19 protein-coding genes and 1 pseudogene are annotated in these 19,742 nt (G+C 65.4%); 12 read left to right on the top strand and 8 right to left on the bottom strand.

Annotated features, from left to right (window positions below; genetic code table 11):
* Window positions 1-4 precede the first annotated feature (4 nt).
* Window positions 5-898, bottom strand: a complete 894-nt coding sequence (locus tag P9217_RS01140) for a LysR family transcriptional regulator (RefSeq protein WP_127403450.1) — start codon at window positions 896-898, stop codon at window positions 5-7.
* A 102-nt stretch (window positions 899-1,000) separates the two neighbouring features.
* Between P9217_RS01140 and ampC the strand changes: the two genes are divergently transcribed.
* The 7 genes from ampC to P9217_RS01105 all read left to right on the top strand — a co-directional run bounded on the left by ampC (window position 1,001) and on the right by P9217_RS01105 (window position 7,260).
* Window positions 1,001-2,161 (top strand): class C beta-lactamase, encoded by a 1,161-nt coding sequence (gene ampC / locus P9217_RS01135; RefSeq protein WP_278086822.1) that lies wholly within the window; start codon window positions 1,001-1,003, stop codon window positions 2,159-2,161.
* 95 nt (window positions 2,162-2,256) lie between these two features.
* A complete protein-coding gene (locus tag P9217_RS01130) occupies window positions 2,257-2,421 on the top strand; it encodes a hypothetical protein (protein WP_278086823.1) in 165 nt (54 codons plus the stop codon).
* A 271-nt stretch (window positions 2,422-2,692) separates the two neighbouring features.
* On the top strand, window positions 2,693-3,697 hold the full coding sequence (locus P9217_RS01125; RefSeq protein WP_278056640.1) for a LacI family DNA-binding transcriptional regulator: 1,005 nt from the start codon (window positions 2,693-2,695) through the stop codon (window positions 3,695-3,697).
* Window positions 3,698-3,976: 279 nt separating this feature from the next.
* On the top strand, window positions 3,977-4,768 hold the full coding sequence (locus P9217_RS01120; protein ID WP_067322425.1) for a 3-methyl-2-oxobutanoate hydroxymethyltransferase: 792 nt from the start codon (window positions 3,977-3,979) through the stop codon (window positions 4,766-4,768).
* Window positions 4,769-4,776: 8 nt separating this feature from the next.
* Window positions 4,777-5,784: a sterol desaturase family protein gene (locus tag P9217_RS01115; protein ID WP_278086824.1), complete on the top strand. Its 1,008-nt coding sequence runs from the start codon at window positions 4,777-4,779 to the stop codon at window positions 5,782-5,784.
* 114 nt (window positions 5,785-5,898) lie between these two features.
* Window positions 5,899-6,861, top strand: coding sequence for a substrate-binding domain-containing protein (locus P9217_RS01110; RefSeq protein ID WP_278086825.1), 963 nt, complete (start codon window positions 5,899-5,901; stop codon window positions 6,859-6,861).
* An 84-nt stretch (window positions 6,862-6,945) separates the two neighbouring features.
* Window positions 6,946-7,260, top strand: coding sequence for a MocE family 2Fe-2S type ferredoxin (locus tag P9217_RS01105; RefSeq protein ID WP_067322435.1), 315 nt, complete (start codon window positions 6,946-6,948; stop codon window positions 7,258-7,260).
* A 189-nt stretch (window positions 7,261-7,449) separates the two neighbouring features.
* Here P9217_RS01105 and P9217_RS01100 read toward each other — a convergent pair whose 3' ends face one another.
* On the bottom strand, window positions 7,450-7,749 hold the full coding sequence (locus P9217_RS01100; RefSeq protein WP_095801415.1) for a hypothetical protein: 300 nt from the start codon (window positions 7,747-7,749) through the stop codon (window positions 7,450-7,452).
* A gap of 130 nt (window positions 7,750-7,879) precedes the next feature.
* On the opposite strand from P9217_RS01100, the gene P9217_RS01095 reads away from it, so the two are divergent.
* From P9217_RS01095 to P9217_RS01085, 3 genes are all read left to right on the top strand, one after another.
* The gene (locus tag P9217_RS01095) at window positions 7,880-8,776 is read left to right on the top strand and encodes a VOC family protein (protein ID WP_278086826.1); all 897 of its coding nucleotides are present in this window, start codon (window positions 7,880-7,882) and stop codon (window positions 8,774-8,776) included.
* Between the two features lie 47 nt (window positions 8,777-8,823).
* A complete protein-coding gene (locus tag P9217_RS01090; protein WP_278086827.1) occupies window positions 8,824-9,426 on the top strand; it encodes a sulfotransferase family protein in 603 nt (200 codons plus the stop codon).
* Between the two features lie 118 nt (window positions 9,427-9,544).
* Complete coding sequence (locus P9217_RS01085; protein ID WP_278086828.1) at window positions 9,545-10,924, top strand: amidase family protein; 1,380 nt, start codon at window positions 9,545-9,547, stop codon at window positions 10,922-10,924.
* A 51-nt stretch (window positions 10,925-10,975) separates the two neighbouring features.
* Here the strand turns inward: P9217_RS01085 and P9217_RS01080 are convergent, their stop codons facing one another.
* From P9217_RS01080 to P9217_RS01070, 3 genes are all read right to left on the bottom strand, one after another.
* Window positions 10,976-11,707 carry a DUF2270 domain-containing protein gene (locus tag P9217_RS01080; protein ID WP_082980653.1) on the bottom strand — a complete coding sequence of 244 codons (732 nt, stop codon included), beginning with the start codon at window positions 11,705-11,707 and terminating at the stop codon, window positions 10,976-10,978.
* Window positions 11,708-11,818: 111 nt separating this feature from the next.
* A complete protein-coding gene (locus P9217_RS01075) occupies window positions 11,819-13,384 on the bottom strand; it encodes an ABC transporter substrate-binding protein (protein ID WP_278086829.1) in 1,566 nt (521 codons plus the stop codon).
* Between the two features lie 17 nt (window positions 13,385-13,401).
* Window positions 13,402-14,925: a sulfatase-like hydrolase/transferase gene (locus P9217_RS01070; protein WP_278086830.1), complete on the bottom strand. Its 1,524-nt coding sequence runs from the start codon at window positions 14,923-14,925 to the stop codon at window positions 13,402-13,404.
* Window positions 14,926-15,034: 109 nt separating this feature from the next.
* Here P9217_RS01070 and P9217_RS01065 point away from each other — a divergent pair, with 109 nt between their 5' ends.
* Entirely contained in the window at window positions 15,035-15,928 is an 894-nt protein-coding gene (locus P9217_RS01065) for a LysR substrate-binding domain-containing protein (protein WP_164750747.1), read from the top strand.
* Window positions 15,929-15,961: 33 nt separating this feature from the next.
* Here the strand turns inward: P9217_RS01065 and P9217_RS01060 are convergent, their stop codons facing one another.
* Window positions 15,962-16,150, bottom strand: coding sequence for a hypothetical protein (locus P9217_RS01060; RefSeq protein ID WP_067322650.1), 189 nt, complete (start codon window positions 16,148-16,150; stop codon window positions 15,962-15,964).
* A 390-nt stretch (window positions 16,151-16,540) separates the two neighbouring features.
* On the opposite strand from P9217_RS01060, the gene P9217_RS01055 reads away from it, so the two are divergent.
* Complete coding sequence (locus tag P9217_RS01055) at window positions 16,541-18,850, top strand: cation:proton antiporter (RefSeq protein ID WP_245433090.1); 2,310 nt, start codon at window positions 16,541-16,543, stop codon at window positions 18,848-18,850.
* A gap of 43 nt (window positions 18,851-18,893) precedes the next feature.
* Here the strand turns inward: P9217_RS01055 and P9217_RS30395 are convergent, their stop codons facing one another.
* A complete protein-coding gene (locus P9217_RS30395) occupies window positions 18,894-19,283 on the bottom strand; it encodes an ankyrin repeat domain-containing protein (protein WP_336618897.1) in 390 nt (129 codons plus the stop codon).
* Between the two features lie 61 nt (window positions 19,284-19,344).
* Window positions 19,345-19,706: pseudogene (locus P9217_RS30390) on the bottom strand (ankyrin repeat domain-containing protein); the annotation flags it as partial.
* Between the last annotated feature and the right edge of the window lie 36 nt (window positions 19,707-19,742).

Here is a 19,742-nt window from a genome sequence, read left to right as displayed (position 1 = left end):
ACCGCTAGCTGGGCGCGCTTCGTCTGTCCGGTTCCAAGCTGGTGATCCAGTCCGCAAAGGCCGACATCGCGGCGGTCGGTTCCCTGGACTTCAACTTGGTCAGCCAATAGCTGCCGAGCGATATGGAGGCCTGGAAAGGGCGCCTTATCGACCCCTTGCTCAGTTGTCGCGAAAACATCAGCGCCGGAGCCAGCGCAACGCCTGCCCCTTGTTCGGCGGCTTCCATCATCGCCAGTGAAGAATCGAAGACGATCGCGCTCGCGAAGTTCGCAGGCGCTTCCATGCCGGCGGCCTCGAACCAGCGGCTCCATTCGTCCTGACGGTAGCTGCGCAGCAAGGTAAGCGCGCCGAGGTCCTGCGGCGCGTGAAGCGTCGCCGCCAGTTCCGGCGTGCAAAGCGGCGTCAGAGGTGCTTCGAAAAGTTCCGTCGCATCAAGTCCATTCCAGGCGCCGTTGCCGAAGCGGATCGAAAAATCCAATCCCTCGGCCGCCAGGTCGACGCGGTTGTTGTTGGTGGACAGGCGCAGCTCGACGAACGGATGGGTGCGCCGGAAGTCTTCCAGTCTCGGAAGCAGCCAGCCGACGGCGAAGGTTCCGACGGCGCCGACGACGAGCGGTTCGCGCAGTTTTCCAGATCCGACCCGCTCCAGCGATCGCGCCAGGCGGTCGAAGGCGTCGCCGACGATCGGCAGCAGAGCCTCGCCTTCCGCCGTGATCTTGAGGCCGCGAGGCAACCTGCGAAACAGCTGCACGCCGAGCCGCTGTTCGAGCGATCGAACCTGCTGGCTAACGGCGGCCTGCGTCACCGCCAGTTCGATGCCGGCACGTGTGAAGCTGAGATGCCTGGCCGACGCCTCGAAGGCCCGCAATGCATTGAGCGGCAGGTAAGGTCGAACCATCGATGCCCAAGATTATCTTATAGCTGTTGCGATTTATCATCGTTTGTAGCCGGTTCGAAGGGGTCATAAACCCGCAATCGTCCGATCCAGAGGGAGCAGATCATGTGCAGCCGGCTTCGCTTCACCATCGCTGCCGTCGTCCTCGCCTGCGCCCCGGGCAGCCTCTCGGGCGCTCGTGCCGCCGATCAGGACGCCAAGATAAGGCAGCTCGTCGATGAGGCGGTGAAGCCGGTGATCGCCCAGTACGACATTCCGGGGATGGCCGTCGCCGTGTCCGTGAACGGCGAGCGCTTCTTCATCGACTATGGCGTGGCCGAGAAGGACACCCAGGCCGCCGTCACGCGCGATACATTGTTCGAGCTCGGCTCGATCAGCAAAACCTTCACCGCGACGCTCGCGGCCTATGCCGAGGTCGAGGGCAAGCTCGCGCTTGGCGACAAGGTCGGCAAGCACATGCCCGAGCTTCAAGGCAGCGCGCTGGGCGATGTCAGGCTGCTCGACCTCGCCACGCACACGGCCGGCGGTTTCCCGCTGCAGCTGCCCGATACGGTGAAGACGCAAAAACAGCTCATCGCCTATTATCGCCAATGGAAGCCGCAATTCGCGGCCGCCACCACCCGCACCTACGCCAACCCGAGCATCGGCCTGCTCGGGATGGCCACCGCCAAGGCGATGGGCGCGAGCTTCCCGGCGCTGATGGAAAAATGGCTGTTGCCGGAACTCGGCTTGCGGCGAACTTACGTTAACGTCCCGGCCGCACAGACGAAATCCTACGCCTGGGGCTACAACCGCAACGACAAGCCCGTCCGCGTCACCCCGGCATTGCTCGCCGAAGAGGCCTACGGGATCAAGTCGAACGCAGTCGACATGATCCGCTTCATCGAGGCCAACATGGGCGTCGGCAAGGTGCCGGACGATGTCGCACGCGCGCTCGAAGCCACCCACACCGGCTATTTCCGTGCGGGCGAACTCATCCAGGATCTGATCTGGGAGCAGTATCCCTATCCGGTCGACCTGGCGAAGATCGTCGCCGGGAATGCGCCCAGTATGCTGCAGCCGATCCCTGCAACTGCGATCGAGCCGCCGATGGCGCCACGCGCCGACGTGGTGCTCAACAAGACCGGCTCGACGAACGGCTTCGGCGCCTATGTCGCCTATGTCCCGTCGAGGAAGATCGGCATCGTCATGCTGGCGAACAAGGCTTACCCGAATGAGGCGCGAGTCAGGGCGGCCTACCAGGTGCTGTCGCGGCTCACCGACTAGCCGCGCGTCCGATCGCTTCGGTGCTCCTTGGCCAATCCACTTTTCACCGGCGCTCCGCCTGCGCCCCAAAAAACCTGCCCAAAATGGAGAAACAGATGACCTCGACCACCCGGCGTTCAGCGCTTGCCGGCGCATTCGCATCCTTGCCGATCGTGCGTATGGCCCGCATCATCGTCGAGACGTTCGCAGGACAGTGCGGCCTGGGCGGCGCCGACGGCCGAACGGGGTCAAACCCGGCGACGGCGGCGTTTATGTTTTGAGGCGTTGAAACTGCCAATCTCCCCCCTTGCGGGGGAGATGCCCGGCAGGGCAGAGGGGGGTGCTGTCCCGCCAGCCTGTCAATTCTTGGCAGTCCCACATTCATCCTGTCGGTGAACCGATCCGGCCAACGGTAGCGTTCCTTCGCACCCCCCTCTGGCCTGCCGGCCATCTCCCCCGCAAGGGGGGAGATTAGCGGCTTCGGCGTCTCGCCTTCTCCTGTTGCCGGAGAACGGCTAGGCTTCGCGCCAAAGCACCCCCAGGAGCCCGCCCATTCCAAAGCCCACCTTCCTCGAAATTGCCCGCCGCGCCGGGGTCGGCACGGCGACGGTGGAGCGCGTTTTGAACGGCAGGGGCGGGGTGCGCCCCGAGACGGTGGAGAAGGTGGTGGCGGCGGCGCGCTCGCTCGACTATCCGCGCCGACTGCCCGAAGCGCATCGCGGCGTCATCCGCATCGAGGTGATCCTGGTCAGGCCCGACGCCACCTTCTTCGCGCGCCTCTCCCGCGCCTTCGAACGCATCGCGGCGACGCTCGACCGCTCGATCGCCGTCCACCGCACCTTTCTCGACGAGGCCAATCCGGCGGCGATCGCCAAGCGCATCCTCGAACCGGAGATGCGGCGCGCCGCCCTCATCCTCGCCGTCCCCGACCATCCGCTGGTGAGCGCGGCGGTGGCGAAGCTGGAGGCGGAAAACATCCCGACGGTGCAGATCGTCACCCAGATCTCCGGCACCAAGAGCACCTACGTCGGCATCGACAATTACGCCGCCGGCCGCATGGCGGGGCTGCTGATGGCGAAGATGCAGCGGCGGCCGGGCAAGGTGGTCGCGATCTGTCACAGCCAGATCTATCGCGTCCACCGCGACCGCGTACGGGGCTTCTTCGACTATCTGATCGACGAGGGGCGGGATTTCGAACCCATCGCCACCCTGTTCGGTTTCGACAACGGCGACCGCAATGCCGAGCAGTTGCATGAGGCGTTTGTGCGCTGGTCCGACCTTGCCGGCCTGTACAATGCCGGCGGCGCCAACACGGCGCTGAACGAAGTGCTGCGCCGGCACCCACGCGGTCGCGACGTCTTCTTCGTCGGCCATGAACTAACCGAGCGCAGCACGCGCGGCCTGCATGACGGCACGATGGACGTCGTGCTCGACCAGGCGCCGGAGGCGCAGGCGCGCCGCGCCATCGACCTGGTGCTGGCGGCGCTCAACCTGCACGACCTGCCGGTCGACAACCCGCCGATCCGCTTCATCACCTTCACTGCCGAGAACCTTTGATCTGATTTGATCAAGGTTGCGCGAGCCTTGGCCGGCATCGCGGTGCTAACTCGACCGCGAACGGGAGACGAGCATGTGCGAATTCTCCCCCTCATCCGGCCGCTGCGCGGCCACCTTCTCCCGAGCGGAGAAGAGGGCCGGCACCGACGCAGCCTGGCTCCTCTCTCCCTGGGGAGAGGTCGGATGGCCCCGAATTGCGCTTCGCAAGTCGGCTGCCAATCCGGGTGAGGGGGACCTTTCACAAGCCTGATCGTCCGCCCGCGAACGGGAGGATCATCGGTGGCAAGACGCTTGACGGCCTACGACCTGCAAAGCGCCAAGGGCAGCAGGAAATGGCTGCAGCTGCATGTCGACACGCCGGCCGAGGCGGCGGCCGCGGTCGCCTGCGACATCGTCATCCTCTCCTGCGAGCCCGACCACAATCTGGAATCGATCCGCCAAGCGGCGCCTCACGCGTTCCTCTCCGTCGGCATGCCGCATGGCGCGGTCGCGTCGCCCGAGGAAGCGGTGCGGCTGGGCTTCGCCATGATGAAGCGCGGCGCCGACGCGGTCTATTCATCGCACTCGCCGCGCTTCATCGAGGCGATGGCCGCGGAAGGCATTCCCGTCACCGGCCATGTCGGCCTGGTGCCGAACCGCGCCACCTGGACGAATTTCCGAGCCGTCGGCCGCACGGCGGAAGAGGCCTTCAAGGTGCTGCGCGCGGCCAAGGACCTGGAGAATGCGGGTGCGGCCTGCATCGAGGTCGAGGTGGTGCCGGTCAGGCTCGCCGACCACATCACCCGCTCGACGCCGCTGATCACCATGGGCATGGGCTGCGGCACTGCCTGCGACACGCAGTATCTGTTCTCCTGCGACGTGCTGGGCACCCACACCGGCCACTATCCGCGCCATGCCAAGCGCTATGCCGACTTCGTCACGCTGGAGGCCGAGCTGCAGGAAAAGCGCATCAGTGCCTTCCGCGCCTTCGGCCGCGACGTCGCCGAAGGCAGCTACCCGGAAGCGAAGCACCAGGTGGACATGGACGATGCCGCCTACGACCGCTTCCTCACGCTCTCTCAATCGCTGTGAGACCAGCCATGGACGACCTGCAATACGGCAAGCGCAACAAGAGGGGCGATTGGGCCCCGAACGAACCGGCCGGCACCGCGCCGCTCTTTGCGTTTCCGCCGCGACCGCTGGCGTTGCTGAAGTGGCTGCCGCATTATTTCCTGCCTTACAACCTGCTCTTCGCCCTCTCGGCAGTGGTGTGGTGGCGCTACGTGCTGCCGGACGTCGAGACGATGAAGACGCTCGCCATCGGCTGGATCCTGCGCCTTTTCATCGTCAACTGCGCGGCGCTGCTTGTCTTCTTCGGCGCTTTCGAGCTTCGACTCTACATTTTGAGAGCCCAGGGCAACCGCTTCAAATACAACGGCAAATGGCCCTCGGAGCAGAAGAGCAAAGCCTTCTTCTTCGAGAACCAGAACATCGACAACATGCTGCGCACCTTCGGCACCGGCATGCCGATCTGGACGGCGATCGAGGTGGCGATCCTCTACGCCTACGCCAACGGCTACGTGCCGTGGCTGACCTTCGCGGAGAACCCCGTCTACCTGTTCTGCCTGGCGCTGGTGGTGCCGATCATCCACGAGACGCATTTCTTCCTGCTGCACCGGACGATCCATTGGGGGCCGCTCTACAAATGGGTGCATTCGGTGCACCACAATTCGGTCAACCCGTCGCCCTGGTCGTCGCTGTCGATGCATCCGGTGGAGCAGCTCGGCTATCTCGGCGTCGCCTTCTGGCACCTGATCATTCCGTCAAACCCGCTGCTGGCGCTCTACCAGCTCCACTATGCCGGCTTCGGAGCGATCCCGGGCCATGTCGGCTTCGACAAGGTGGAACTGACCGAGGACAGATCGGTCGATAGCCACGCCTATATCCACTACCTGCACCACAAATATTTCGAGGTGAACTACGGCGACGGCCTGATCCCGTTCGACCGCTGGTTCGGCACTTTCCATGACGGCAGCAAGGACGGCGAGGCGCGCATGCAGGCCCGCTACGAGAAGAAGAAGGCGCGCGCCAACGCCGCCGCGAAATGACAGCTGCAGAGAAAGCCACGTGGCCGGCCTGAGCCGCCCGCTTCAACGATCCCGAAAGGGCCGGCGAACAAGACAGGAGTGAGCCGGCACTCCAAATCCAGAGGGAGGAAACCCGTGCAGAAGCTTCTCATCTCGACGGCGCTCGCCGCTTTGATGGCGACCGCGTTCGCGACTGTCTCGACCGGCGCCTTCGCCGCCAAGCTCGGCGTCTCGATCGTCAACTTCGACAACAATTTCCAGACGCTGCTGATGCATGGCATGCAGGCGCGCGCCAAAGAGAAGGGCGCCGAGATCCAGGTCGAGGACGCCCAGAACGACGTCGCCAAACAGCTGGACCAGGTCAAGAATTTCATCGCCAGCGGCGTCGACGCCATCATCGTCACGCTGGTCGACACCAATGCCTCGAAGACCATCAGCGAGGAAGCCGCCAAGGCCGGCATTCCGCTGGTCTTCGTCAACCTCGAGCCATCGGACATGAAGAACCTGCCGGAGAAACAGGTCTATGTCGGCTCGAACGAGGTCGAGTCCGGCACGCTGGAAGCCTTCGAGGTCTGCAAGATGCTGCGCGCCAAGGGCAAGTCGGCCGGCGCTACCGCCTACATCATCATGGGCAGCTTGGTGCATCAGGCGGCGCTCCAGCGCACCAAGGATGTCGAGCAGATCTTTTCGACCGACATGTGCAATTTCATCAAGGTCACCGACAAGCAGTCGTCCGAATGGTCGCGCGACAATGCGCAGAACCTGATGACCAACTGGCTGACCGCCGGCCCGGCGCCCGACGCCGTCATAGCCAACAACGACGAATCCGCCATCGGCGCCATCCTGGCGCTCAAGGCCAACGGCGTCGACCTGAAGAACGTCGTGGTCGGCGGCATCGATGCCACGCAGGACGGGCTCCAGGCGATGAAGGCCGGCGAGCTCTCGGTCACGGTGTTCCAGAACGCCAAGGGCCAGGGCGGCGGCGGTGTCGATGCGGCGCTCGCGCTTGCCAAAGGCGAGAAGGTCGACCGCGTCGTCTATGTGCCGTTCGAACTGGTGACGCCCGCCAACGCGGCGGAATACCTGAACAAGAACTAGACCCGGATCATCGGGGCGGCCGGCTTCGCCGCCCCGATGGGTTCGCCTCGATCTGAAGGCAAGACAGATCTGAAGGGAAGAAAAATGACCGGTTGGATCAGGGCCTGCGGGCTCGACGACATCGAACAGGAAGGCGCCCGCCGCTTCGACCATGGCGGCAAGACCTATGCCGTCTTTCGCTCGCCCGACGACGAGGTCTTCTGCACCGACGGGCTTTGCACGCATGAGGCGGTGCACATCGCCGACGGCCTGGTCATGGACTACGAGGTCGAATGCCCAAAGCACGCCGGCGCCTTCGACTACCGCACCGGAGCCGCCAAGCGCCTGCCGCCATGCATCAACCTCAGGACCTATCCGGCGAAGGTCGAGGCGGGAGCGGTGATGGTGGCGGTGGGCTGAAAAGCTCCCCCTTCTCCCCTTGTGGGAGAAGGTGGATCGGCGCGCAGCGCCGAGACGGATGAGGGGTGTTCCAGCTTGGCGGCCACGACGACAGCGCAGCGACATTCCCCAGCGCCTCACTCCGTCCAGCACCCCTCATCCGTCGCCTTCGGCGACACCTTCTCCCACAAGGGGAGAAGGAAAGAGGCGCTAAATCCCCTCGCCATCCACCAGCGGCACGTCGTCGCCTTCCCAGGGGCTCGGCAACGAACCTCGCCCCGCCGTGGGCAGCGGCATCCAGCATCTGAGCTCCGGCTCGGCATACTCGACGACGCGTCCGGGCGATGAATCCGACGCCCGCCAGCCTTCCTCGCCGAACTGGTCGGCGCGCGACCAGTAGGCCATGTCGACCTCGGCCGGTCCCTGTTCGGACGAGCGCACCGTCACCAGGATGCGACTGCCGTCCCGCGGCGCGCTCGCCATGTTGCGCCAGTGGTCGGTCTCGTCCATGTGGTCTCCTCCCAAGAAGCTTCGTGGCAATAGTCGCCGCCCGCCGGGGAGGGGTCAACCCGAACTTGGCGCGAGACAGAAATATCGTTCACAGCTAATATGTTCGCCGACCGCAATCGGACGGACGACCATGGACGAAGGGTTGCCTCAAGCCACCCGTCTCGGGCCGGTCCATCTCAGGGTGACCGACATCCCGGCTGCCTTGATCGTCTGGCGCGACACGCTCGGATTGGCGGTCCTCGGCGAGGATGCCGCCACGGCGGAGCTCGGCGCCGGCGGGCGGAAGCTTATCGTGCTCCACGCCGGAGCGCAGATCGCCCTGCCGCAGAAATCGCGCGATCTCTTCCATGTCGCCATCCATGTGACGAGCCGCCGCGACCTCGCCCACACCGCCGCCCGGCTTAAGGCGTCCGGCTTGCGCTACAGCGCCCAGGACCACCTGGTTTCGGAATCGCTCTACGTTTCCGACCCGTCCGGCAACGGCATCGAGATCTGCTTCGACACGCCGGAACGCTGTCTGCGCCGCGAGGTGTCGGCCGATGGCCGCGTGGCGCTGATCGGCACCGACGGCAGCGCGCATTCCGGGCTCGAGCCGCTCCATCTCCCGGGCCTTTTGCGCGACCTCGGCAATTCCGGCCATGTCGAGCAGAGGATGGCGAAGAACGCCTTCATCGGCCACATCCATATGCGCGCCCGCGCGCCGGAAGAACTGATGGAATTCTATGTCGGTGTGCTCGGCTTCCGCCCGCACATCCAGTCGAGAAGTTTCGGCATGTTCGACTGCGGCACCGGGAGCCGGCCGCATATGGTCGCCTTCAACATCTGGGCGCGTGACGAGCTGCGCGAGCCGCCGCCGGGTGCCGCCGGCCTCGACCATTTCACGGTTGAGCTTGCATCGGTCGAGGAGCTGGCTGCGCTGGAACGCAGGCTCGATGCCGCCAACCTGCCGCCGAAAAAGATCGGCGGTGCCGTGGAGACCGCGGACCCGGAAGGCAATCGCTTGCGGTTCGTGCTTCGGGAAGGTTGATCGCGCCGCAGCGGACGATTGGGGAAGACAAGTGGGAGGAGGGGAGAATGACCATCAGGGTGATAGGAACCGGCTTCGGCCGCACCGGCACGGATTCGATGCGCGAGGCGCTGACCATGCTCGGCTTCGGCCCGTGCCATCACATGTCGGAGGTCATGGCGCATGCGGAGCAGAAGCGGCTCTGGCGAGCGCTCGCCCAAGGCGCCGCGCCGGATTGGGATCGGCTGTTTGCCGGTTACAAATCCTGCGTCGACTGGCCCTCGGTGCATTACTGGCGCGAGCTGATCGAAGTCTTTCCGCAAGCGCGCGTCATCCTCACCTGGCGCTCGCCGGAAAGCTGGTGGGAGAGTTTCGCAAAAACCATCCTGCCGGCCATCATTGACAGCCAGGATCAGGAGTCGTTGGGCGTCGCCCTTGTCACGAAGCAGGTTTTCGGCGGCCGTCCGCAGGACCGCGCGCATGCGATTGCCGTCTATGAGGCCAATATCGAAGCGGTGCTGAAGACGGTGCCGGCCGAGCGCCTGCTGGTTCACAAGCTGGGCGACGGCTGGGCGCCGCTCTGCGCCCATCTCGGCGTTCCGGTGCCGGACGAGCCCTATCCCAACCGCAACACCACGAAGGAGTTCCGGACGGCGCTTTCGTTGAATTGAAGGGAAGGGAGGGGAATAGGGGAAAAAGGTATTGGCATCCGATGTGCGGAGTTCACGAAGTCTGATCTTCCCTACTCCCCTACTCCCCTATTTCCGTTCCGCAGGAAGGAACACCACCATGATGAGCCATTTGGACACCACCTTCCTGACCGCGTCGCAACTGGCGGCGGCGATCCGCGAGAAGAAGGTCGGCGCTGTCGAGGCGATGGAGGCGCAGCTTGCCCGCATCGCTGTCGTCAATCCGCTGCTCAACGCCATCGTCACCCTCGACGAGGAGGCGGCCCGCGCCGGAGCGCAGGCCGCGGATATGGCGGTCGTGCGAGGCGAGGCCGTCGGTCCGCTCAACGGTGTGCCGGTCACGCTGAAGGACGGCCATGCCACAGCCGGCATGCGCACCACCATCGGTTTGGAAGCCTTTTCCGGTCATGTCCCGGCGACGGACAGCACGATTGCCGCGCGGCTGCGCAAGGCCGGCGCCGTCATCATCGGCAAGACCAACGTGCCGCCCAGGCTGCGCGACCTGCAGACCGACAATCCGATCTTTGGCCGCACCGTCAATCCGTGGGACGTTACCCGCACGCCCGGCGGCTCCAGCGGTGGGGCGGCGGCCGCGGTCGCCGCCGGGCTGGTGCCGCTCGAGATCGGCAGCGATGCCGGCGGCTCGATCCGGATGCCAGCGCATCTGTGCGGCGTTTTTGGCTTCAAGCCGACGCAGGCGACGGTGCCGATCACCGGCAGCTACGCCGATCCGCCCGACCTGCCGCGCAGCTTCCGCCTGCTGTTCGACATCGGGCCTTTGGCCCGCGACGTCGACGATCTCATCCTGGCCCACCGCATCATCGCCGGGGCCGACGGTCTCGACACCGAAGTGCCGCCGGTGGCGACGGACGGGGCGCCGGAGCCGCCGCTGGGGACGCTCAGGGTTGCCTTCGCGCCCGAATTTCCCGGAGTGCCGACCGCGCTCGACATCGCCGACGCGATCGCTGGCTTCGCGGGCGCCATCGAGGTCGGCGGCGCGCGGGTAGGGCAGGCATTGCCGCAGCACGATTTCGCGGCCGAGCGGGCGCTGTTTTCCGATCTCATCACCTGGTATTCGCAGGTCTTCCGGCAGCCGCGCGAAACCTCGCCCTCGCTGGCCGCCTATCTCGAGGCGCTCAACCAGCGCGACGAATTCATCGCTGCCTGGGAGCGGTTCTTCGACGGGTGGGACGTGCTAGTCTGTCCGGCGATGATGTGCACGGCCTTCCGCCACCGCGAAATGGGTGCGCCGATCCCCGTCGACGGCATCGAGACGCCCTACTGGAGCGGGCTCAGCCACGCCTGCCGCTTCAACCTGACCGGGCATCCGGCCGCCGTCATTCCAATCGGTGTCGACCGGGAGGGCCTGCCGATCGGCGCCCAGCTGGTCGGCCGCCGCCATTCGGACATGAAGCTGCTGGCCGTGGCGAAAGCGCTGGCGCGTCTCACCGACGGTTTCGTCAGGCCACCGGGATTGTGAGCGCGTGGAAACGGCGGGCTGCCTGAAAGACCAAGGGCCGCCGCCCCAGGCTCAAACATGCACGTCGCCGAACGACAGTTCGCCGTCGTCGGCGCGCATCAGGAAGGCGGCGGCAAGCATCGCGAGATAGAATACGACGACGCCGCAGACCACCACGACGCCGGGGATGGGACCGAGCGTCGCCACGCGAAAGGTGTCGAGCAGCGAGGCGCTGAAGCCGATCGGCGAGCCTTCGCGCTGCAGGCTGGGCGTGGTGATCTTCAAGACCCAGGCAAGCATCAGGATCGTATACATGAAGACGTAGTTTCGGCGCAGCCTCCGGACCAGTGCCGCGCGCTGCGAGATGAGGAAGCGCGGCGAGCGCAGGCCTTCGCCGAGGATGGCGAGCCAGTTGGAGGCGAAATCCGGCTGCGGCGAAAAGATCTGCGCAAAGTAGTAGCGCTCGAACTGACGCACCCGCGCCCGATAGACGTCGAAGAACCGGTAGCGCCGCGCTTCGATCCATAGAAGCAGCGTGATGAGCAGCATGGCGAAGAGCAGCACGCCGTGATGCGCCGAGGGCGTCGACAGCGATACGGACAGCATCGCCGCCACCACGGTGATCGCCCAATTGCTGGTGCGGTCGAGCCGGTCGCGCCAACCCGCCATGCGCCCGATCTCCGCGCGGTGGAAATGCGACATGGTGGTTGCGAATTCGGAGGAAGTGAGCTTCAGCGCGAATGCATCGGAGCCCCTTGGCGGCGCCGCTGCTTCGGCTGGCTTTACGGTCTGGACCTGCGACATCCCCTTGCCACGTGCCTCCCGCCGTGGCCGGCCGTTGAGCCGGCCACACCCCCTATAGCACAATGTGGGGCCGGCAGAAATGTTCCTGCTGACGCTCTCCGACGGAAGCTTTTATGCGCTCAGCCAGACCCGTTCGGCCACGCGATGATCGCTGAGCAGGAAGTTGGGGTTGGGAACGAAACCCCTTACCTCCTTGCGCGCCGCGTCGATCCAGCTGGCGAAGGCCGGGATGATGGTCGGGCACTCGTCATGGATCATCTGCTGCAGCTCGAAATAGACCTCGCGGCGTTTTGCCGGATCGGCCAGTGAGCGCGACTCCGTCAGTCGTCTGTCGAAGCTGTCGTTCTTCCAATGCGTCTCGTTCCACGGCGCGCCCGAGGCGTAGACGGAGGAAAACATCATGCTCGCCGATGGCCGCCCGGCCCAGAAGGAAGCCACCCATGGCTTCTTCAGCCACACGTCGCTCCAGTAGCCGTCATCGGGCTCGCGCTTGACATTGATGGTGATGCCGGCGGGCTTGGCCGATTGCGCGAAAAGCTCGGCCGTGTTGACCGCCTGCTCGAACGCCACGGGGGCGGCGTGCAGCTCGAGGGTAAGATCGCTCTTGCCGGCTTTCTTGAGGTGAAAACGGGCCTTGTCCGGATCGTAGGCGCGCTGCGCGATGTTAGGATTGAAGCTCGGATCGCTGGCAGCGATCGGATGGTCGTTGCCCACCCGTCCGAAGCCGGCCATCAGCAGCTTCACCATCTGCTCACGGTCGAGCGCGTGCTTCAGCGCCAGCACGACATCGGGGCTGTTGAACGGCTCCTTCGTGGCGTCCATCGGCAGCGAGAAATGCTGCTTGCCTTCGGTGACCAGCAGATAGGCGCGGGGGTCCTTCTTGAGCAGCGGTGCGATCTTGTAGTCGATGCCGTTGACGATGTGCACCGAGCCGCCTTGAAGAGCCGAGACGCGCGCCGCGGCGTCGTTGATAACGACCGTCTCGACCGTGTCGACATGGCCGCGATCGCTGCGCCAGTAGGTCTCGTTGCGGGCGGCGGTGGCGTGCACGCCGGGCTGGAAGGCGGTGAGCTTGAACGGACCGGTGCCGATCGCTTTCGACCAGTCGGCGAAGCCTGCGGGCACCATGGCGAAATGCAGATCCGACAGCACATAATCCATGTCGGGATTTGGCGATTTGAGCAGGATCTCGACTTGCGTCGGCGAGATGGCCCGCACTTCCGCGACGTCGGCGACCAGCCCTTTGGCCTTCGACTTGGTCTTGTCGCCGATATGCAGGCCCAGCGAGTATTTGACGTCGTCGGCGTCGAACGTCTTGCCGTTGTGAAACTGCACGCCCGGCCTGAGATTGAGGATCCAGCGCTTGTTGCCGTCGCTGGCTTCCCAGCTTGCCGCGAGCTCCGGCGCTGGCTTGCCGTCATCGCCGATCTCCACCAGCGTGTTGTAGACCTGGCGCGAGACGTTGATGGAAAAAGTGCCGATCAGCTGCGTCGGGTCCAGCGTGTCGGCGGAGCTGCCGCCGTTGAGGCCAAGGCGCAGCGCGCCGCCTTTGCGCGGCGCCTCGGCAAGGCCGGCAGGCGGAAGCACCGCCGTGGCGAAGGCAGCCGCAGCGGCCGTCTTGATGAAGCTGCGGCGGTTCATGCTGTCCAGACTCGAGAAGACGCTTCTGTCGTTCATGTCATTCTCCCATTGGTTCAATAGGCGCCAAGGACTTCGTTGACCATCAGCGGCTGTGCCGGCAGCCGCCGGTCGAGAACCGCGCTCAGCGCGCGCGCCTGCGCGCCGAGTGCTCGCTCGGGGAACAGGTTCCAGTGCTCCCAGGGGTCTTCGCGAAGATCGAACAACTCCCCCCAGGCCGGCTGGTTGGGATAGCGGGTGAACCGCCACTCCTTGGAGATGATCGACTGATTGTAGAGGCAGGCGTCACGTCGCGGATGATATTCACCGAACAGGAAGTCGCGGACGTCGGCGACCCGGCCGTCGATCAGCGGCTTGAGATCGGTGCCGTCGGTCGCGGGCGCCGGCAGGCCGAGCAGCGATGCGATGGTCGCGAACAGGTCGAGGTGGCTGGTCAGCGCATCGAGGCTTGTTCCGGCGCGGATGCCTGGACCGCTAAGAACCAGCGGGACCTGCAGCAGTTGTCGGTAGGGCGGTGGCCCCTTGCGCAGCAGCCCGTGGTCGCCGAGCAACTCGCCATGATCGGCGGTAAACAGCACGAAGCTGTCGTCGAGCACGCCAACGTCGTCCAGTGCGACGAGCAGCCGCCCGACGGCATCGTCGATCATCTGGATCATGCCATGCGTGTGGGCGATTGCGATGGCCAGCGTTTCGTCGGAGATATCGTCGGTGCGCAGGAGGAAGCCCTGCTCGCGCGGCTGCTCGCCGGAGGCGATGTAGGGCACTTTGGTCGGATCGTCGCCTTCGCCGAGATAGGCCGGCATCCGCTCCAGCTCGCCCGCCCGGATGGTCGGCGTGGGCATCAGCTCCGGTCGGAACAGGTCGCAATAGGGCCGGGGCGGGGCGAAGGGGTGGTGCGGGTCCGGAAACGAGACGAACAAGCCGAACGGCTCTGCCTGCTTGCCCTGGCGCTCGATGAAGTCGATCGCCCGATCCGCGATCCAACTGGTGTAGTGCAACTCGGGCGGCACCGCGCTTTTCCAGACTTCGTTCAGATCCTGTGCCCGGCTGTCGGGACTGGCGTCGGGCTCGTAGAGGTCCACCACATCGGGGTGGTTGCGCTTGAGCCAGGCGGCGTAGTGGCCGGCGCGAGTGGCTTCGTTGGCTTCGCCCATGACGAGGTCGACGGCATCGAAGCCGAAATAAGGACCGTGCCAGTCCTCGCAGCCCGGCCTTTCCCAATAGGCAAGCGATTCCGGCATGTCGCGTTCGACGGGCGCGAGCAGTGGCTGAAAGTGCAGCTTTCCGACGCCTTTTGTGGCGTATCCGGCAAGCGAGAGCGCCTGCCACAGGTTAGGGAGCCGATCGTCGAGCGCCACGCCGTTGCGCCACAATCCGTGATGGCGTGGATAGAGCCCTGTTGCCATGGTCGCTCGGCTTGGCGAGCAAATCTGGTTGGGCGTGAAGTGCCGATGGAAGGTTGCGCCGCGCGCGGCGATGCGGTCGATGTTTGCGGTATGGGCGACGCGGTTGCCGGTGACCGAGAGCGCGTCGTAGCGCATCTGGTCGGCACAGATGAAGATGACATTGGCTCGCTTCACGACGGCTCCGTCCGTTTCTGCCAAGCTTGCAGCTAGGGCCCGAAACGCAGCGAAATCAAAGATCAAGATTTTGGTCCGGTATGTGCTAATCCTATACCGGGAGGAAGAGATGCGTTTTTCCGGGCTCAGCGTTCGTCAACTGGAGGCCTTCGAGGCAACGATGGTGGCCGGCTCCGTGTCGGGCGCTGCGATCGCGCTCAACGTCTCGCAGCCGAGCGTCAGCCGGTTGTTGCAGGAGCTGGAGATCGACACCGGCCTCAGCCTGTTCGATCGATCGCACGGTCGGCTGGTTCCGACCGAGCAGGGCCTGCTGTTCTACGGCGAGGTCGGCAAGACGTTTCATGGCGCACGCAATCTGATCATGGCGGCGCAGGAGATCAGGGAACTGAAGCGCGGCGTCGTGCGCATCGGCACGCTGGCGGCGATGTCCTTCAACATCGTGCCGGAAGCGATCCAGCAGCTTCGGACGCGCTTTCCAGAGGCCAGGACCACCATCGCGGTGCGGAGCTCGACGGAGATCGTCTCCTCCGTCGCCTCGCGCCTGACCGACGTCGGCCTGGTGGACGCGGGCGTTTCCTTCCTGGATGCCAAATGCGTCGCCACTTTCGAGCGCAATAGCGTTTGTGTCATGGACCAGAGGCATCCGCTTGCCGAGAGCGAGCGCGTCCGGTTGGAGGATTTTTCCCGCTATCCGTTCGTGTCGCTGGGCGAGCTCTATTTCCGCCGCAGCCGCGACGGCGCGAGGCTGCTCGAAGTGACCGCGGCCAACACCGTCGCCGACATCTTCCAGTCATTCTTGGCTTGCGCGCTGGTCAGGGGCGGCCGCTCGCTGGCTGTGGTCGATCCGTTCACTGCGGGCTTCTATTCCGAGTTCGGACTGGCACTCAGGCCAATCGAGTTCGACATTCCGTTTCGCATCTCGATCATCGTCAATGATCGGTCGGCGACGGGGGCGGCGGCCGGCAAGGTCATCGAGGCGATGACCGATCTGATCGGCCGTTAATCATCATTGCCGGCCGCCGGTCATGGATGCTTCCTATCGCTGAGCGGCTGAGATCGGAAACGGCACCACTTCGGCCTCGGGCCGGGCATAGAGGGCGGTCGCGACCGCCTCGATCACAAGGTCGAGCGCCGCAAGCGCCGTGCGGCTGGTCTCGTCGTCGCCGCGCAGATAATGGCAGGCCCTGTCGAGGTGCAGGTGGGCGGCGGCAAAGTCGCTTTTCATTAGCTTCTCCTTATTGCCCCGCCGTGCCGCGACCATGCGTGAGTCGCTTTACCGACAAGCAAAGATGGGCGGCAGCATTTGAATCGAATTGTACGCGACGTCGAAGCTGCTTGAGAGAGGCGGCCGGCGCCGGAGTTGCCACTCTCTCGCGTTGTGAAGGAGATGTCCGGCAGGGTAGAGGAGGCGCTGTCCCGCCGGCATCCGAGCCCTTGCAGGCACCTCCATCACGGTTAAAAGTGGCCTGCTTTGGAGATAGGTTGAATCGACGTTGGTCCTCCACGGCGCCCCCCCGTCCTGCCGGACATCGCCCCCACAACGGGAGAGAGTGGCAGTTCCACCGCCGTGCAACCGATGTATGTGCGAAACCGTTATGGCGAGGATAATCGAGGGGTGCGGCAATTGTCCTTCATGCCCAACCGGCGCCGGCCGGTTTCTCTCGCGCTTGCGGCGGCGGCGCTTGCATCGATGCCGGCCGCCGCCTTCGCCGCCGAAAAAACCGGCATGTCGAGCGAAGGCATCTTCGTTCTCGAAGTCATTTTGCTGCTCGTCGTCGGCCGAGGCATCGGCGAATTGCTGGAACGCCTCGGCCAGCCGGCGGTGATGGGACAGCTGATCGGCGGCATCCTGCTCGGGCCCTCGCTGCTCGGCTGGCTATGGCCCGCGGCCGAGCGGCTGGTCTTTGCCGGCGATGCCGCACAGAAGTCGATGATCAACGCCATCGCCCAGTTCGGCGTGCTGATGCTTCTGCTGCTGACCGGCATGGAGACGGACCTGAGGCTGGTGCGCCGCGTCGGCCGCGCCTGCTTTTCCATCTCCGCCACCGGCGTCGCCGTGCCTTTCGCGCTCGGCTTCGTGGCCGCGCAGTTCATGCCGGCCTCGCTGCTTGCCACCGGCAGCGAGCGCATCGTCTCCGGCCTGTTTCTGGGCACCGCGCTTTCGATCTCTTCGGTCAAGATCGTCGCCATGGTGGTGCGCGAGATGAACTTCATGCGCCGCGACCTCGGCCAAATCATCGTCTCCTCGGCCATCATCGAAGACACGATCGGCTGGGTGATCATCGCCATCACCATCGGCATCGCCACGCATGGTCGAATCGAGCTCGCCAGCCTCGCCTTCACGCTCGCAGGCGTCGCCGCCTTCATGGCCTTTTCCTTCACGCTCGGCCGCCGCATCGTCTTCGACGCCATCCGCTGGACCAACGACACCTTCCGCTCGGAATACGCGGTGGTCACCGTCATCCTCGCCATCATGGGCGGTATGGCGCTGGTCACCGACTTGATCGGCGTGCATACGGTGCTTGGCGCCTTCGTCGCCGGCATATTGGTCGGCGAGTCGCCGATCCTGTCGCGTCACATCGAGGGGCAATTGCGCGGCGTGATCACGGCACTCTTCATGCCGGTCTTCTTCGGCGTCGCCGGTCTCTCGGCCGACCTGACAGTGCTCGTCGATCCCGAGCTTGCACTGCTCACCGTGGCGCTGGTGGCGATCGCCAGCCTCGGCAAGTTCGGCGGCGCCTTCATCGGCGCGGAGGCCGCGGGCATGAGCCGCAGCGAGGGCATCGCCGTCGGCTGCGGCATGAATGCGCGGGGCTCGACCGAGGTCATCGTCGCCTCGATCGGTCTGTCGATCGGCGTGATCTCGCATACGCTTTTCACCATGATCGTCACCATGGCCGTCATCACCACCTTGGCCATGCCGCCGACATTGCGCTGGGCGCTGGGACGGCTGCCGATGGGCGAGGCGGAGAAGAAAAGGCTGGAGCGCGAGGAGGTCGACCAGCGCGGCTTCATCACCAATCTGGAGCGGCTGCTGGTGGTGGTCGACGAGGGCGTCGTCGGCCGCTTCGCCGCCTACCTCGCCGGTGTCATCGGAGCCGGCAAGCCGACGACCGTGCTCCGTACAAGCGGCGAAAGCGAAGCCGACCCCGTCGAGGCGGCGCATCTGGACGAGATCGAGAAAGGCGCTGAGCAGGGCCGCGAGGCGGCGAAGGAAGCCGACGAGGAGCCCGCGCATGAAGCCCCCCTCACGCGCCGCCCGCATGACGCTCCGCTCTCCGCCGAGGCGGTCGCCAAGGAGGCGCGCAAGGGCTACGGCATGCTGCTCATCGGCCTCGGCCGAGCGGTGACCGCGAAGGGCGGCTTCTCGCGCCGGCTCAACGAGGTCGCGGGCGCCTTCGAGGGCCCGCTCTGCCTGGTGCTGAAGCCGGCCGGCGTCGGCCGGCAGATGCCGCGCCTTGGGCCGGGATCCGGCAGGATCCTGGTGCCGGTCAACGGCACGGCGAATGCGCGCCGCGGCGCGGAACTCGCGCTTGCCGTCGCCTCCGTCACCGGCGCGCCGGTCAAGGTCCTCTATGTCGCGCGTCCGGGTCGCGACGAACCGCGCGACACCGTCTCGCATCGCCGCAGGGAGGCTGTGCTGAAGGACATTGTCGCGCTTGCCGACCGTTATGGCGTCGAGATCGAGACGGCCATCCGCTCGAGGGCCGCCGCCGCCGATGCCATTGCCCGTCAGGCGGGCAGGAACGTGGCGCTGATCGTCATGGGCGTGGCGCGGCGGCCCGGCGAGGAGCTCATCTTCGGCGAGACGACGAGCGGCGTGCTGCAGCGCTGCCCATGCCCGGTGATGCTGATCTCCGACGCGCGGCTGCGCCGCGACGACGAGGGCAGGGAGGCGCTGAGGTCAGGTACGGGCACGGGCTGAGGGCAGCTTCGGCCTGACGGTTCCAATGGCTGACGGCCGCGCTTCACTTGCCTTCGAAAAAGCGATGGATCGCGGCGTCCAGCTTGCCGATGAGCTCGGCGTTGCGCGTGCTGCCGGCCCAGATCAGCGCATTGAGCCGCATGTCCTTGTTGAGGAAGTTCACCTTGCGGGATTCCAGCAGATATTGCGCGACTTCGAAGTGGCGTCCCTTGATCGCCTCGATGAGCGCGCTGTTGCGTCCCGTCTTGTCGGCGAGATTGACGTCGGCGCCATGCTCGACCAGCAGCTTGACGATATCGAGATGCCCGTTCCTTGCGGCTTCGATGAGCGGCGTCCTGCCGTAATAGTCGGCGCGGGCGTCGATATCGATCTGCGGATGCTTCAGCAGCGCCCGGATACAGGCGAGGTGACCCCTAGCCGCAGCCAGGCTCAATGGTGTGCTCTTCCATTTGTTTCTGCAGTTCACGTCGACCGCCGGGTGGCCGATCAAAGTTTCGAGCACGGCGGTGCGGCCGTTATGCGACGCAAGATGCAGGCTTGACCAGCCGTCTTCATCGGTCTGGTTGATATCCGCGCCCGCCGCGAGCTCGCGCGCGAGGCTTCGGCATCGCCGCTCTCGGCCGCGACCAGCAGGCGGGACCAATTCCTTGCTTCTGCGGCTTCCAGGCCTGTGTCCACTGCAATATCCCCGACCGCGGATGGCGCCGGCCCGGCCGGCATTCAGATGCAGCGTCTTTCTCTCGCGGAGAGTTTCACACTCGCCGTCGTCGGGCAATGGATTTCGCGTCGGCGGTGCGGGCAACTCGAGGGGAGATGCCGGCAGGGCAGGTCCGAGCGTGGATCGCCGGCGCCCCATGCGACGGAGAGGGGCGTCGGCGCTTGATGCGCCGCG

Origin of the sequence: Mesorhizobium sp. WSM4989 (genome assembly GCF_029625795.1) — a bacterium.
Taxonomy (GTDB): Bacteria; Pseudomonadota; Alphaproteobacteria; order Rhizobiales; family Rhizobiaceae; genus Mesorhizobium.
Note: the sequence above shows the minus strand (reverse complement) of the source record. Positions and strands in the feature narration are given on the sequence as shown.

What these genes read in the sequence shown, in the direction of transcription:
- P9217_RS01140 (WP_127403450.1), bottom strand. Translation starts at nt 898, where the DNA reads ATGGTTCGACCTTACCTGCCGCTCAATGCATTGCGGGCCTTCGAGGCG.
- ampC (WP_278086822.1), top strand. Translation starts at nt 1,001, where the DNA reads ATGTGCAGCCGGCTTCGCTTCACCATCGCTGCCGTCGTCCTCGCCTGC.
- P9217_RS01130 (WP_278086823.1), top strand. Translation starts at nt 2,257, where the DNA reads ATGACCTCGACCACCCGGCGTTCAGCGCTTGCCGGCGCATTCGCATCC.
- P9217_RS01115 (WP_278086824.1), top strand. Translation starts at nt 4,777, where the DNA reads ATGGACGACCTGCAATACGGCAAGCGCAACAAGAGGGGCGATTGGGCC.
- P9217_RS01105 (WP_067322435.1), top strand. Translation starts at nt 6,946, where the DNA reads ATGACCGGTTGGATCAGGGCCTGCGGGCTCGACGACATCGAACAGGAA.
- P9217_RS01100 (WP_095801415.1), bottom strand. Translation starts at nt 7,749, where the DNA reads ATGGACGAGACCGACCACTGGCGCAACATGGCGAGCGCGCCGCGGGAC.
- P9217_RS01095 (WP_278086826.1), top strand. Translation starts at nt 7,880, where the DNA reads ATGGACGAAGGGTTGCCTCAAGCCACCCGTCTCGGGCCGGTCCATCTC.
- P9217_RS01090 (WP_278086827.1), top strand. Translation starts at nt 8,824, where the DNA reads ATGACCATCAGGGTGATAGGAACCGGCTTCGGCCGCACCGGCACGGAT.
- P9217_RS01085 (WP_278086828.1), top strand. Translation starts at nt 9,545, where the DNA reads ATGATGAGCCATTTGGACACCACCTTCCTGACCGCGTCGCAACTGGCG.
- P9217_RS01080 (WP_082980653.1), bottom strand. Translation starts at nt 11,707, where the DNA reads ATGTCGCAGGTCCAGACCGTAAAGCCAGCCGAAGCAGCGGCGCCGCCA.
- P9217_RS01075 (WP_278086829.1), bottom strand. Translation starts at nt 13,384, where the DNA reads ATGAACGACAGAAGCGTCTTCTCGAGTCTGGACAGCATGAACCGCCGC.
- P9217_RS01065 (WP_164750747.1), top strand. Translation starts at nt 15,035, where the DNA reads ATGCGTTTTTCCGGGCTCAGCGTTCGTCAACTGGAGGCCTTCGAGGCA.
- P9217_RS01060 (WP_067322650.1), bottom strand. Translation starts at nt 16,150, where the DNA reads ATGAAAAGCGACTTTGCCGCCGCCCACCTGCACCTCGACAGGGCCTGC.